Genomic DNA, 12,766 nt, shown 5'->3' on the forward strand with positions numbered 1-12,766 from the left:
CGCCCGATGACGAGGCTAATTAGGGCCCATGGACGCATCGCGCACCATGATTCAGCCTTCCGCTCATGCAACAGGATCGCGCCGCTGGCGCAGCCTGCTTGCGGGGTTGATTTCGCTTGCGCTGGTGCTGTCGTTCTTCCACGGCTGGGCCTTCGACGGCGATGACGATGCAGCTCCCGGCTTCTCGATCGCACAGTCGATCAACGACACCGGCGGCAAGGCTCCCGCGCATCCGGCCGCACTGCATGGCGATCACTGCCTGACCCACGTCGCCTCCGTGGCGCCGCAGGAGACGGCATTCCCGATCGCCTATGCGCCGCATAGCTATGGCGACGGCAGCATCGGGTTGCCGGCTTCGGCGGATCGCCTCTCCCCCTTCAAACCACCCCGCGCCTGATCCGGTCGGTATGACCGGCCGTGCGCCGCTGCCATCCGGTAGCGCGCACGCTTCCGCACAGATCGACGTCGCGACAGCGCAGGGCCATCGGCATGCGCTGCGGAGAGGCGCATATGAAACGGGTTGTTCTATTTTTCGCCGGCGTGGCCGCCGGCATTGCACTGATCATTCTGGCGGCCGGATGGATCGGCTGGCCGGTCAAGTTCCCGGCCACGATGCATGAGACTGCGGTCACGGGTGGATCGAAGGTTGAGGCCAGGCATGAGGCCCCCGGACATATCGAGCTCAGCGAAGACCAGATTCGTGAATCTGGCATCACGCTCGCACCGGCCAGTGGCGGCATGCTGAAGCGACATTTCCTCGCGCCGGGATCGCTGATTCCTGACGCCGATCATATTGGCCGCGTCTCGGTCCGCGTGCTCGCGACAGTCACGGAACTGCGCAAGCGTCTCGGCGACGTGGTCGAGAAGGGCGAGATTGTCGCTGCGATCGAAAGCCGTGAGGTCGCCGACGCCAAGAGCGAATACCTCGCCGCGCGGCTCACCAACGATCTGCAGCAGACCCTCTATGCCAGGCAGAAGACGCTGGTCGAAACCCGGGTCGTCTCGGAAAACGAGTTCCTGCGCACGCGGCTGACCGCGAACGACGCCCAGATCAAGCTCGACGGCGCGCGGCAGAAGCTGTTTGCGCTCGGCCTGTCGGAAAGCGAGATCGCCGATCTGCCCAGCCAGCCGCCCGAAAGCCTGCGGACGCAGTTCCTTCGCGCGCCGATCAGCGGCCGGGTGTCCGAACGGCGCGTCGACCTCGGCGGACTGATCGGGCGCGAGGGCCAGGAAAGCGAGCTCTACGTCATCGTCAATCTCGACGACATCTGGGTCGATCTGGCGGTCTCGCCGGAGGACATCAGCGCAGTTCGCGAAGGCGTGTCGGTCAAGATCCGTGCCATCGGCACCGAGGATGAAGCCAGTGCCGGCGTGATCTTCGTCAGCCCCCTGCTCGACCGCGAGACCCGCAATGCCCGCGTGATCGCGACCCTGCCCAACAAGGATCACCGCTGGAAACCGGGCACCTTCGTAACCGCGGAGGTCCCGCTGTCTGGCGCGCCGTCCACCGTGATGGTCACCAAGAAGGCCATCCAAACCATCAAGGGCACGCCGACCGTATTCGTGCGTGATGCCGACGGCTTCGAGGCGAGGTCGGTGCGAACCGGCCGTGAGGACGACGACGACATCGAAATCGTCGCGGGTCTTACCGCCGGCGAGACCATCGCGGTGCAGAACACCTTCACATTGAAGGCCGAGGTCGAGAAGGACGAAGCGGAGCACGGCCATGATTAAGCGCATCATCGGTCTTGCGATCCAGCGGCGCTGGATCGTCGTCACGCTGGCGGCGGTCCTGATGTTCCTCGGTGGCCTCGCATTGACCAAGCTGCCGATCGACGCAGTGCCCGACATCACCAACAAGCAGGTCCAGATCAACACCGTCGCCCCGGCGCTGTCGCCGGCGGAAATCGAGAAGCAGATCACCTTCCCGATCGAGACGGCGCTGGCCGGCGCGCCAGGGCTCGAGAGCACGCGGTCGCTATCCCGCAACGGCTTCTCGCAGATCACGGCGGTGTTCAGCGAAGCCACCGATATCTATTTCGCCCGCCAGCAGGTCGGCGAACGCCTGACCGAAGTTCGCGCGCGCCTGCCGCAAGGCATCGAGCCGCGAATTGGCCCGACCTCGACCGGTCTTGGCGAAATCTACATGTGGACCGTCCATTACTCCGGCCAGAAGGTGCAGAGCGACGGCCGCTTCCTCACGGCGGACGGCCAGGTGCTGCAAAGCGAGGTCGAAAAGGACGCCTATTTGCGCACGGTGCAGGACTGGATCATCAAGCCGCAGATCAAGATGGTGCCGGGTGTTGCCGGCGTCGATTCGATCGGCGGCTATCTCAAGCAGTACCAAGTCCAACCCGATGCAGCGAAGCTGATCGCGCTCGGCCTCACCTTCGCGGACGTCGCCAAGGCGATCGAGAGCAACAATGTCAGCCGCGGTGCGCGCTATATCGAGCGCAACGGCGAAGGATTCGTGGTGCGGTCCGGCGGTCGCCTCGAAAACATCGAGGAGCTCGGTGCCGTCGTCGTCACCACCCGCGGCGGCGTCCCGGTCCGCATCCGCGACCTCGCCTCGCTCTCGATCGGCGGCGAGACGCGCACCGGCAGCGCCAGCGAGAACGGCCGCGAGGTCGTGGTCGGCACCGCACTGATGCTGATCGGCGCCAACAGCCGCACGGTATCGGCCGCGGTCGATGCCAAGCTGCGTGCGATCACGCAACCCTTGCCGGCAGGCGTCGCAGTCGAGACCGTGCTCGATCGCACCCAGCTGGTCGATGCGACCATCGGTACGGTGGCGCGCAACCTCGGCGAAGGCGCGCTGCTCGTGATCGCGGTGCTGTTCGTGCTGCTCGGCAATTTCCGCGCCGCATTGATCACGGCACTGGTGATCCCGATCGCCATGCTGATGACGGCGATCGGCATGTGGCAGGGCCGCATCAGCGCCAATCTGATGAGCCTCGGTGCGCTGGATTTCGGCCTGATCGTCGACGGCGCCGTCATCATCACCGAGAACAGCCTGCGTCATCTCGCCGAGAAGCAGCACGCGCTCGGCCGCGTGCTGACCCGCGACGAACGGCTGGCGACGGTGCGGGCGTCCGCGTTGGAAATGGTGCAGCCGAGCCTCTACGGGCAGGCCATCATCCTGCTGGTCTATGTGCCGCTCCTCACCTTCACCGGCGTCGAAGGCAAGATGTTCGAGCCGATGGCGCTGACCGTGATCCTCGCGCTTGCGGCGGCCTTCGTGCTGTCGCTGACGCTGGTGCCCGCACTGATCGCGATCGGTATCACCGGCCGCGTGCAGGAGAAGGAGAACTGGCTCGTTGCCGCGCTGAAGCGCGGGTACAGCCCGCTGCTCCGGCGTGCGGTTGCAACGCCCCTGCCCGTCATCGCGGTGGCGGTGGTGCTGTTCGCCACCGCCCTGTTCGGGTTCTTCCGGCTCGGCCAGGAGTTCATCCCCTCGCTCGACGAGAAGAACATCGCCATGCACGCGCTGCGGATTCCGAGCACGGCGCTGTCGCAGTCGCAGGCGATGCAGCTTTCGGTCGAGAAGGCCGTCAGCCGCTTTCCGCAGGTGTCGTTCGTCTTCTCCAAGACCGGCACCGCGGAGGTAGCGAGCGACCCGATGCCGCCGAACGCGTCCGACACCTTCATCATCCTGAAGCCGCGCGCCCAGTGGCCGGATCCATCGCTGACCAAGGAGCAGTTGATCGAGGAGATCTCGAAGGCGGTCGGCCGGCTGCCCGGCAACGTCTATGAATTCACCCAGCCGATCCAGATGCGCTTCAACGAACTGCTCGCCGGCGTTCGCGGCGATATCGCGGTCAAGGTGTTCGGTGACGAGTTCGAGCCGATGCAGAAGGCCGCCATCCAGGTCGCCGCAGCGCTACGCGGCGTGCGCGGCGCGACCGACGTCAAGGTCGAACAGGCCGGTGGCCTGCCCGTGCTCGAGATCAAGGTCGACAAGGCGGCGATCGCCCGGCGGGGCCTGAGCGTCTCCGAGGTCCAGGACGTGATCGGTGCCGCGGTCGGCGGCCAGGATGCCGGCGTCGTCTACGAGGGCGATCGCAGCTTCGACATCGTGGTGCGCTTGCCGGAGAGCGTCCGCTCCGATCTCGAGGCGTTGAGCAATTTGCCGGTCGCCTTGCCGAAGGCAACGCCGAGTTCGCCGGTGCAGAGCCTGCCGCTCAAACGCGTCGCGCAGTTCTCCTTCACCGAGGGGCCGAACCAGATCAGCCGCGAGAACGGCAAGCGCCGCATCGTGGTGACGGCAAACGTCCGCGGCCGCGATCTCGGCTCGGTGGTCGAGGAAGCTCAGGCAAAGGTCACGCAATCGGTGCAGCTGCCGCCCGGCTACTGGATGACCTGGGGCGGCCAATCGGAAAATCTCGCCGCGGCGCGCCAGCGCCTTGCCGTCGTGGTGCCGGCCTGCTTTGCGATGATCTTCCTGTTGCTGCTGGCGGCGATGGGCTCAGTGCGCGATGCGCTGCTGGTGTTCAGCGCGGTGCCGCTGGCGCTCACCGGCGGCGTCGCGGCGCTGTGGCTGCGCGGCATGCCGTTCTCGATCTCGGCGGCGGTCGGCTTCATCGCGCTGTCGGGCGTTGCGGTGCTGAACGGGCTTGTGATGCTGAGCTTCGTCAGGCAATTGCGCGAGCGCGGCGTGCCGATGCGGGAGGCCATCGAGCAAGGCGCCCTCACCCGGTTCCGCCCCGTGGTGATGACCGCGCTGGTGGCCTCGCTCGGTTTCGTGCCGATGGCGTTCGCCACCGGCACCGGCGCCGAGGTGCAGAAGCCGCTCGCGACCGTCGTGATCGGCGGCCTGATCAGCGCGACGCTGCTCACGCTTGCCGTCCTGCCCGCGCTCTATGCACGGTACGGGCATGCCGGCAGCGCTGCGCGCAATGAGAGAACCGCGGTTCAGCCCGCGGAATGACGGCCTGCTGACCGGCCGTCGCCAAGAAAAATCCGGCAGTTACAGCGCCCGGCAGGCGCTGTAACATTTCTGTCATGTGGCAAAACTAAACGAAAGCTGCGGCGGGCTGCCGCGGGGCTTCATCAGGGGAATAACAAAATGCGCCATGCCATTACATTACTGTCCGCGAGCATGATCGCGCTTTCAGCCGGCGCCGCTTCCGCGCAGAATGCAAAACCCCGCAACCTCATCCTGTTCGTCCCCGACGGCCTGCGCGGCGGCATCGTAAGCGCGGAGACGGCGCCGACGATGACCGACATCCGCGACAAGGGCGTCCACTTCAAGAATTCGCACTCGCTGTTCCCGACCTTCACGATGGCGAACAGCTCGGCGCTGTCGACCGGCCACTATCTCGGCGACACCGGCACCTTCTCCAACACGATCTATACCGGCTACACCTCGGTCCCTGCCGGCGACACCGTGGTCCCCTTCATCGAGAACGACGCCGTGCTCGCCGATATCGACGATCACTTCAATGGCGACTACCTCAACGAGGAAACGCTGCTGAAGATGGCCCGCGGCCAGGGTTTTAGCACCGCGGCCATCGGCAAGGTCGGCCCGACCCTGCTGTTCGACCACACCGATCGCGGCAAGAACACGATCGTGATCGATGACTCCACCGGCGGCAAGACCGGCGTGCCGCTCTCCGACGAGATGAAGGACGCGCTGACCAAGGCGGGCCTGCCGCTCGCAACCCCGAGCCGCGCCGACAACGCCAAGGCCGGCGACGCCAAGACGCCGGGCACGACGGTGGCCAACGTAGCCCAGCAGGCCTACATGGCCGATGTCGCGACCCAGGTCGTGCTGCCGATGTTCAAGGCGCGCAACAAGCCGTTCGTGCTGGTGTTCTGGTCGCGCGATCCGGACGGCAGCCAGCACAATACCGGCGACAGCCTCAACACCATCACCCCCGGCATCAACGGCCCGACCTCGATGGCCGGCATCAAGAATGCCGACAACAACCTCGCCCAGCTCCGCAAGGCGCTCGACGAGCTTGGGCTTGCCGCCAACACCAACATCATGGTCTCGTCCGACCACGGCTTCTCGACGATCTCGAAGGAGAGCAAAACCAGCCCCTCGGCCAAGATCGCCTATGACGACACGCCGAAGGATTTCCTGCCGATGGGCTTTCTGGCGATCGATCTCGCCAAGGCGCTGAACCTGCCGCTGTTCGACCCCAACGACAAGAATGCCAAGGTCGCCGACAATGTCCACCCGAAGGCCGGCAACGGCGTGCTCGGCCAGGACCCGGCCAAGCCTGACGTCGTGATTGCCACCAATGGCGGCTCGGACCTGATCTATCTGCCGAACCGCGACAAGAAGCTCGCCGACCGCGTGATCAAAGCGCTGCTCGAGCAGGACTATGTCAGCGGCCTGTTTGTCGACGACAAGCTCGGCACCTTCCCCGGCACGCTGCCGATGTCGAACCTTAACCTGAAGGGCAAGGCGGTGACGCCGAGCCCGTCGATCGTGGTCAATTTCCGCTCCTGGTCGAGCGGTTGCGAGATTCCGACCAACTGCTCGGTGCAGGTCGCCGACACCGTGCTGCGCCAGGGCCAGGGCATGCATGGCAGCTTCAGCCGCGGCGACACCTTCAACTTCACCGCGGCGATCGGTCCCGACTTCAAGGCGGGCTATGTCGATCCGTTGCCGGTCAGCAACGCCGATGTCGGCATGACCGCGGCGCAATTGCTCGGGCTGCGCGCCCCGAACAATGGCGGGCTGATCGGCCGGGTGATGTCGGAAGCACTGCCGAACGGCATCGTGCCGAAGATGGCCGGGGGCACCATCATGTCGAAGAAGCCTTCGGCCAACGGCCTGCGCACCGTGCTGAAATTCCAGCGCGTGCTCTCGACCCGCTATTTCGACGTCGCCGGGTTCCCGGGGCGGACGCTCGGGCTCGAGGAGACCGGCGGCAAACAGAAAACGGCGGGGAAGTGATCCCCGCCGCTCTCGCCTGAAGCCATTGGTTCGGGATGATTACATCATCCCGATGTCGAACACGTTGGGCAGTTGCGCCGCGAGCGGCAGCGCGGTCGCGCCCACCAGCGTCGCCACCATCGCCGCGAGCGCACGGCCGGTGCGGCGCTGACCGCGCATCCGGCCCGCGATCCATTCCAGAACCTTGGTGTCCATCTTGGTGCCTTGGGTCGGCGCCCAGCGATCGATGTTCGTGTCCGGTGACAGCGCCACCGTGCGCGGCGGCACCGGCAGGCCGGACTCGGACGCGGCATGATGGGCGATCGCCTTGGCGAGCAGGTCGTCGAACCGGCCGCCATCGCTGCGCTCGGCAGCGGCCTCGTTGATCGCGAACAGCGCCTCGATCTCGGCCCGGCTGACCGGCTGATGCTCGACCGCGGCCGCCGTCAGGATGCGCGCGCACCAGGCAGCGTCATCGGCATCGAGTGACCGGGAGAAATGGATACGGCCCTTGGTGGTGGGGCCTTCGCCGGTGATCACGCCATCGCGCACGATGGTCAGCGCATGGGCGGCGGTCTTGCGGCAGGATGGATGCAACGCACCGCTGAGAGCCTCAGCGGTCTTGGTACTTGGGGTAGACATTGTGGGAGCTTTCAATTCCTATCTGAGGCCAGATTTTCCATGCGGGCGTAAACGAGTGGTTAATGATTCGGAACTTGGGTTCCGAGATTTTTAGATGGTTGCTATTTGGTCGATTTAAACGCTGTCACGGTTCAGTCCTATAGCAGCCGGGGCCGGCGTGATGACGGCGATAAGCGGCTTTATCTGGGCATTTCCAAGCTTTTGTGCCGCACCTGATATTTCGTCGCAGGAGTACAGATCAAAACAAGTTGCTTGGAATTCCACCCTCAAGGAGAAATGTCTCACCTTTTTTCAGAACCCGTTCACTTAAGCCTTTCCGCGTCCTATACTGGAACAGACCACCTCAAATACAAATTTAGATGCAACTTCAAAGAGATGAGGTAAAATCATGGCACTTCAGATTGGCGCCGTCGCCCCCGACTTCGAAGCCGAGACCACCGAAGGGAAGATCAAGTTCCACGACTGGATCGGCAATAGCTGGGTGCTTTTGTTCTCCCATCCCAAGGACTTCACCCCGGTCTGCACCACCGAGCTCGGCGCACTCGCCCGCCTGAAGCCCGAATTCGACAAGCGCGGCGTCAAGCTGATGGGCCTGTCGGTCGATCCGGTCGATCGTCACGCCAAATGGTCCGAGGACATCAAGGAAACCCAGGGCGCGGCGCCGAACTATCCGATGATCGGCGACACCGATTTCAACGTCTCGAAGCTCTACGACATGCTGCCGGCCTCGACCTCGGGCGATCCCCTCACCCGCACGCCGGCGGACAATCAGACGGTCCGCAACGTCTTCATCATCGGGCCCGACAAGAAGATCAAACTGGTGCTGGTCTACCCGATGACCACGGGGCGGAACTTCCAGGAGATCCTGCGCGTCATCGACTCGCTGCAACTCACCGCCACGCACCGCGTCGCCACCCCAGCCGACTGGAAGCAGGGCGAGGACGTGATCATCGCGGGCTCGGTCAGCAATGACGAAGCCAAGACGATCTATCCGCAGGGCTGGAAAGAACCCAAGCCCTACATCCGCATCGTGCCGCAGCCGAAGTAACGGCCGGCACGCAGCGTCCGGGTGGCCCGCGCACAGCCTGTTATCGTCTGGTTCCGCGACGATCTGCGGCTGTCGGATCACCCGGCCCTGCATGAAGCGGCCAGCCGCGGCGCGCCCGTGGTTGGCCTCTATGTCCGCGACGACGAAAGCCGTGCCTTGAAACCTCCAGCCGCGCGCTCCCTCGGGGGCGCGACGCGCTGGTGGCTCGCGCAGTCGCTGCGCGCACTTCGCAAAAACCTTGAAGCGATCCGCGGAACGCTGGTGCTGCGGACGGGACCGGCCGCTTCCGTAATCGCCACGCTGGCGCGCGACATCCATGCGGACGCCGTGTTCTGGAACGACATCGCGCAGGCGCCGCATCAAGCAATTGCCCGAGACGTTGCATCCGCGCTCGCAAGCGACGGTATCTCTTCGCAGATTTTCCCTGGTGACCTGCTCGTCGACCCCAAGTTCATCCGCAACAAGGACAATCGAGGCCTGCGCGTGTTCACGCCGTTCTGGCGGCGTGTGCAGGGGCTTGGCGATCCGCAAAAGCCGTTGCCGGCACCGAAGAAGCTAACCTCCATCGGCGTCATCACGAGCGAGGCCGTCGACGACTGGAATCTCGAACCGACCCGGCCGGATTGGGCCGGCGGCCTGCGCGAGATCTGGACTCCGGGCGAAGCCGCGGCACAGGCCAGGCTGAAGGCATTCCTCGACGAGAATATCCGCGGCTATGCCGGCGATCGCGACCGGCCCGACCGCGACGGCACCTCGCGCCTGTCCCCGCATCTGCGCTTCGGCGAGATCAGCCCGCGCCAGGTCTGGCATGCGGCCCGCTTCGCCGCCGCCGAGCACCCGCGCCTCGCCGGCGATATCGACAAGTTCCTCAGCGAGCTCGGCTGGCGCGAGTTCTGCCGCCATCTGCTGTTCGATGTCCCCGACCTGGCCGTACGGAATTTGCAGGAGCACTTCGACGCCTTTCCGTGGAAGTGCGACGCGCGCGCATTGAAGGCCTGGCAGCGCGGTCTGACCGGCTATCCGATCGTCGATGCCGGCATGCGCGAGCTCTGGCACACCGGCGTGATGCACAACCGGGTGCGGATGGTGGTCGCCTCGTTCCTGGTGAAACACCTGCTGATCGACTGGCGCGCAGGCGAACAATGGTTCTGGGACACTTTGGTCGACGCCGATGCCGGCTCCAACCCGGCGAACTGGCAATGGGTCGCCGGCTCCGGCGCCGATGCCGCGCCCTATTTCCGCGTCTTCAATCCGATCCTGCAGGGCGAGAAGTTCGATCCGGACGGTGCTTATGTCCGGCGCTGGGTGCCGGAGCTGGCGCAGCTCCCCAACGACCTGATCCATCAGCCCTGGACCGCAACACCGATCGAGCTCGCAAGCGCCGGCGTCGAACTCGGCAAGACCTATCCGCCGCCGATTGTCGATCACAAGCAGGCCCGCGAGCGCGCGCTTGCGGCTTATGCAAAAATCCGCAGCAGGGATTAGAGCAAGGATTAAGCGCGGCGGTTGACCACCAGCACCGCGGCGGCGCAGGCGGCCATGCCGGCGATCGATACCGGATCGAGCCGCTCGCCGAACAGGATGTAGGCCATCAACGCGGTTACCGCCGGCACCAGATAGAACAGGCTCGCGACCGAGGTCGCGGCATGGTGACGGATCAGCCAATACAGCAGCCCGATCGAGCCGATCGACAGCGCGAACACCAGCCAGGCGATCGCCAGCACGAACTCGCTGGTCCAATGCACGACGTTGGTCTCGAACAGCCAGGCGCCGATGCCGAAAAAGATCGTCACCGCGACGTACTGCACGAGATTGCCGGCGCGCCAGTCGATCTGGTTGCAGTAGCGGCGCTGGTAGAGCGTGCCAAGCGTGATGCTGATCAGCGAGACGCCCGAGGCAAGCCAGCCCCACCCCGCATCGCCCGTCATCGGCCGGTTGTGCAGGATCAGCACGACGCCGGCGAGACCGAGCAGCAGTCCGCCCCATTGCAGCGGCGTGACGCGCTCGCCGAGCCAGCGGTTGGCGATGGTCGAGGTCAGGATCGGCTGCAGGCCCGGGATCAACGCCGACAGGCCCGCGGGAATCGAATGCGCGATCGCAATCGCGGTGCCGCCGAGATAGAAGCCGTGCACCAGGATGCCGGCCACCGCACTGTGGAAAACGCCTGTCCGGTCGGGCCATTTCGGCCGTGCGACCGCGGCGATGACCGTCATCACCATCACCACGAACGCCATCCTGATCGCCAGATAAGTCAGCGGCTCCGCATTGTTGATGACGTATTTGGTGCCGATGAATCCCGTGCTCCACAGCACGACAAAAATCGCCGGCGCCAGGCGAGCGGCAGTTTCCTCGAAGCTCTTGTTCATTGCAGGCCGTCATTGCCCGAAGATCAGGCAGCGGGCAATCGCGAATTTCCATGGCGTTGCTGGGTGCGCCCCGAAGAACGGTGTCATCACCCGCGCATGCGGGAACTATCGCTGAAGGGCCTCAGGGTGAGTGAAGGGCGGCCGTATGCCACCCTCGTCATCGTCGGTCACGACCGCTATTGCTGCTCGGCCGGACTATCGTGCCCGATCCAACGCTGTTCGGCACCGCCTTCGTGCCGATCACGTTCGACACTTTCCGCTACTGGAAGGCCAGGTCGATCGAGCATCTGCAGCGGTTGAACGATCGCGTCATGGAGATCCACCGCATTCAGCAGGAGTTCGGCTATTGCGCCATCCCTGACGACGACGATGACGATCCCTCCCCGCCCTACCGGACGGCTCTTCTCCAGCGGTCGAAGGAACTGGGCGTGATACGGACGACGTGACGGCACGCGGAGACAGCGCACGTCAGATCGTCATCTGAGGTGATACTTCCTGCCGTTCGTGTTCGGGTCGGTATTGTCGCTTGTCGAGAACATCAAGGCCGGCCCGAAATAGCCCCAGCGATCCCGGTAAAGTCCGAATCGGCCGGCGCCCTTGTCGATGATCTCTTGCTGGGTGCTATTCGCCGGGCCGAGAAGCCTGTCATCCTCATACATCCGGGCAGTCTTGATCTCGCCATCCACGTATTTGACCGGGACGAGAAACGCGTGCCCCTGATAAAAGTGAAAGGTGCCGCGCAGCAGTTGCCGGTCGATCGGGCTCGCCGGAACCAGATAAAGCAATGCACTCGACGCCAGGGCAAAAAGCGTCGATCCGATCACGATGCGCGTACTGGCGGATATCCTCAACGGCACTTTCCCCGGGCTCTTGCTCGCCAGGCGTGTCCATAGCGCGCGGGTCCATCGCATACAACCGACGGGCATCCGCTACCGGTATGCGGCCGGTGCGGAAGCCGAATTGACAGGCCGCATGTCCGCACAGAGCAAGCGTCAGATCGTGGTCGCGCGTCCGGCGAAGTTGCCTAGCCGAGGCATTGCGCCATGCCTGACAGCGCCGCCGCCTGATGGCTGCGCGCAGTTCGCAGGCTGAGGAATATGAAGGCAGCTCCGGCTCCCTTGCACGTCTCGTCCTGAGCGAAACCGGCCTGACGTTCGGCCGTTGGCGCCAGCAGCTGCATTTGATCGTCGCGTTGCGTGAGCTGTCGGCCGGTGTGACGTTCAGCAGGTCTCGACCGCGCTCGGCTATGAATCCGTCACGGCGTTCATCACCATGTTCAAGAAGGCGCTCGGCAAGCCGCCGGCAAAATATCTCAGCGACATCGTGCAAAGCGGCGGTTCGGCTTTTGCGGCGTGATGGGCTCCGGCTTCGGTCCCTTCTGGCAAGGACGGCCGCCGACCGCCGGCCAAAGCTCGCAAATGCGTGATCAGGCGCCACCACCGGTTGCCTTCATTTGGGCACGTATCGGGAACAGGCTGTGGAACCAGGACGCAAAGGCGGCCGCCGCAGGGGGTGCCTGCAATTGACGTATCGATCCCACAGCAGCTGGCAGGACGTGGATCTGCGCAATCTCGTTCGGGTCATCTCGGCCTGCACCCTCGGACTCTGGGCATTTGCGGCCGGCCTCCTGATCGGGACCTTCCTGTTTTCATGACTGGCTTGGTGGACGCGCCGCCCGGTCTACCCGCCGCTCAGGTGATGTGCGGCGACGAACAGGACGAGCGCGCTCAGCACCAACGCTGACGCGGCGCCGGCAACGCCGCGGGCGAGTTCAGCCTTCGAAAGATTGGACCTGGTTGCCATCACAACCTCCTGCGCGTGCGA

The 12,766-nt window shown here is 64.7% G+C and carries 11 protein-coding genes and 1 pseudogene; 8 read left to right on the forward strand and 4 right to left on the reverse strand.

Annotation, left to right across the window (positions count from 1 at the left end):
- Nucleotides 1–46: 46 nt before the first annotated feature.
- The 4 genes from HU230_RS16570 (at nt 47) to HU230_RS16585 (ending at nt 6,907) form a co-directional block, all read left to right on the forward strand.
- Nucleotides 47–397 carry a hypothetical protein gene (locus HU230_RS16570; RefSeq protein WP_176530716.1) on the forward strand — a complete coding sequence of 117 codons (351 nt, stop codon included), beginning with the start codon at nt 47–49 and terminating at the stop codon, nt 395–397.
- Nucleotides 398–510: 113 nt separating this feature from the next.
- Nucleotides 511–1,734, forward strand: a complete 1,224-nt coding sequence (locus HU230_RS16575) for an efflux RND transporter periplasmic adaptor subunit (RefSeq protein WP_176530714.1) — start codon at nt 511–513, stop codon at nt 1,732–1,734.
- A complete protein-coding gene (locus HU230_RS16580) occupies nt 1,727–4,927 on the forward strand; it encodes an efflux RND transporter permease subunit (protein ID WP_176530713.1) in 3,201 nt (1,066 codons plus the stop codon). The genes HU230_RS16575 and HU230_RS16580 overlap by 8 nt, the downstream gene beginning before the upstream one ends.
- A gap of 138 nt (nt 4,928–5,065) precedes the next feature.
- Nucleotides 5,066–6,907, forward strand: a complete 1,842-nt coding sequence (locus tag HU230_RS16585; protein WP_176530711.1) for an alkaline phosphatase family protein — start codon at nt 5,066–5,068, stop codon at nt 6,905–6,907.
- A 39-nt stretch (nt 6,908–6,946) separates the two neighbouring features.
- On the opposite strand, the gene HU230_RS16590 is transcribed toward HU230_RS16585, so the two are convergent.
- Nucleotides 6,947–7,528, reverse strand: coding sequence for a hypothetical protein (locus HU230_RS16590; protein ID WP_092114902.1), 582 nt, complete (start codon nt 7,526–7,528; stop codon nt 6,947–6,949).
- 388 nt (nt 7,529–7,916) lie between these two features.
- Here HU230_RS16590 and HU230_RS16595 point away from each other — a divergent pair, with 388 nt between their 5' ends.
- Together HU230_RS16595 and HU230_RS16600 are read left to right on the forward strand one after the other, a co-directional pair.
- Complete coding sequence (locus tag HU230_RS16595) at nt 7,917–8,576, forward strand: peroxiredoxin (protein WP_176530709.1); 660 nt, start codon at nt 7,917–7,919, stop codon at nt 8,574–8,576.
- A 21-nt stretch (nt 8,577–8,597) separates the two neighbouring features.
- Nucleotides 8,598–10,061 (forward strand): cryptochrome/photolyase family protein, encoded by a 1,464-nt coding sequence (locus HU230_RS16600; RefSeq protein WP_176530708.1) that lies wholly within the window; start codon nt 8,598–8,600, stop codon nt 10,059–10,061.
- Between the two features lie 8 nt (nt 10,062–10,069).
- Here the strand turns inward: HU230_RS16600 and HU230_RS16605 are convergent, their stop codons facing one another.
- The gene (locus HU230_RS16605) at nt 10,070–10,942 is read right to left on the reverse strand and encodes a DMT family transporter (protein WP_176530706.1); all 873 of its coding nucleotides are present in this window, start codon (nt 10,940–10,942) and stop codon (nt 10,070–10,072) included.
- Nucleotides 10,943–11,142: 200 nt separating this feature from the next.
- Between HU230_RS16605 and HU230_RS16610 the strand changes: the two genes are divergently transcribed.
- Nucleotides 11,143–11,388 (forward strand): hypothetical protein, encoded by a 246-nt coding sequence (locus tag HU230_RS16610; protein WP_338077434.1) that lies wholly within the window; start codon nt 11,143–11,145, stop codon nt 11,386–11,388.
- A gap of 30 nt (nt 11,389–11,418) precedes the next feature.
- Here HU230_RS16610 and HU230_RS16615 read toward each other — a convergent pair whose 3' ends face one another.
- Complete coding sequence (locus HU230_RS16615; protein WP_224943317.1) at nt 11,419–11,853, reverse strand: hypothetical protein; 435 nt, start codon at nt 11,851–11,853, stop codon at nt 11,419–11,421.
- A 194-nt stretch (nt 11,854–12,047) separates the two neighbouring features.
- On the opposite strand from HU230_RS16615, the pseudogene HU230_RS16620 reads away from it, so the two are divergent.
- A pseudogene (locus HU230_RS16620) lies at nt 12,048–12,298 on the forward strand (helix-turn-helix domain-containing protein); the annotation flags it as partial.
- A gap of 324 nt (nt 12,299–12,622) precedes the next feature.
- On the opposite strand, the gene HU230_RS43645 reads toward HU230_RS16620, so the two are convergent.
- Nucleotides 12,623–12,745, reverse strand: a complete 123-nt coding sequence (locus HU230_RS43645; RefSeq protein WP_256459054.1) for a hypothetical protein — start codon at nt 12,743–12,745, stop codon at nt 12,623–12,625.
- Nucleotides 12,746–12,766: the final 21 nt, after the last annotated feature.

The organism is Bradyrhizobium quebecense (genome assembly GCF_013373795.3).
GTDB lineage: Bacteria > Pseudomonadota > Alphaproteobacteria > Rhizobiales > Xanthobacteraceae > Bradyrhizobium > Bradyrhizobium quebecense.

What these genes read in the sequence shown, in the direction of transcription:
- HU230_RS16570 (WP_176530716.1), top strand. Translation starts at nt 47, where the DNA reads ATGATTCAGCCTTCCGCTCATGCAACAGGATCGCGCCGCTGGCGCAGC.
- HU230_RS16575 (WP_176530714.1), top strand. Translation starts at nt 511, where the DNA reads ATGAAACGGGTTGTTCTATTTTTCGCCGGCGTGGCCGCCGGCATTGCA.
- HU230_RS16580 (WP_176530713.1), top strand. Translation starts at nt 1,727, where the DNA reads ATGATTAAGCGCATCATCGGTCTTGCGATCCAGCGGCGCTGGATCGTC.
- HU230_RS16585 (WP_176530711.1), top strand. Translation starts at nt 5,066, where the DNA reads ATGCGCCATGCCATTACATTACTGTCCGCGAGCATGATCGCGCTTTCA.
- HU230_RS16590 (WP_092114902.1), bottom strand. Translation starts at nt 7,528, where the DNA reads ATGTCTACCCCAAGTACCAAGACCGCTGAGGCTCTCAGCGGTGCGTTG.
- HU230_RS16595 (WP_176530709.1), top strand. Translation starts at nt 7,917, where the DNA reads ATGGCACTTCAGATTGGCGCCGTCGCCCCCGACTTCGAAGCCGAGACC.
- HU230_RS16605 (WP_176530706.1), bottom strand. Translation starts at nt 10,942, where the DNA reads ATGAACAAGAGCTTCGAGGAAACTGCCGCTCGCCTGGCGCCGGCGATT.
- HU230_RS16615 (WP_224943317.1), bottom strand. Translation starts at nt 11,853, where the DNA reads ATGCGATGGACCCGCGCGCTATGGACACGCCTGGCGAGCAAGAGCCCG.
- HU230_RS43645 (WP_256459054.1), bottom strand. Translation starts at nt 12,745, where the DNA reads ATGGCAACCAGGTCCAATCTTTCGAAGGCTGAACTCGCCCGCGGCGTT.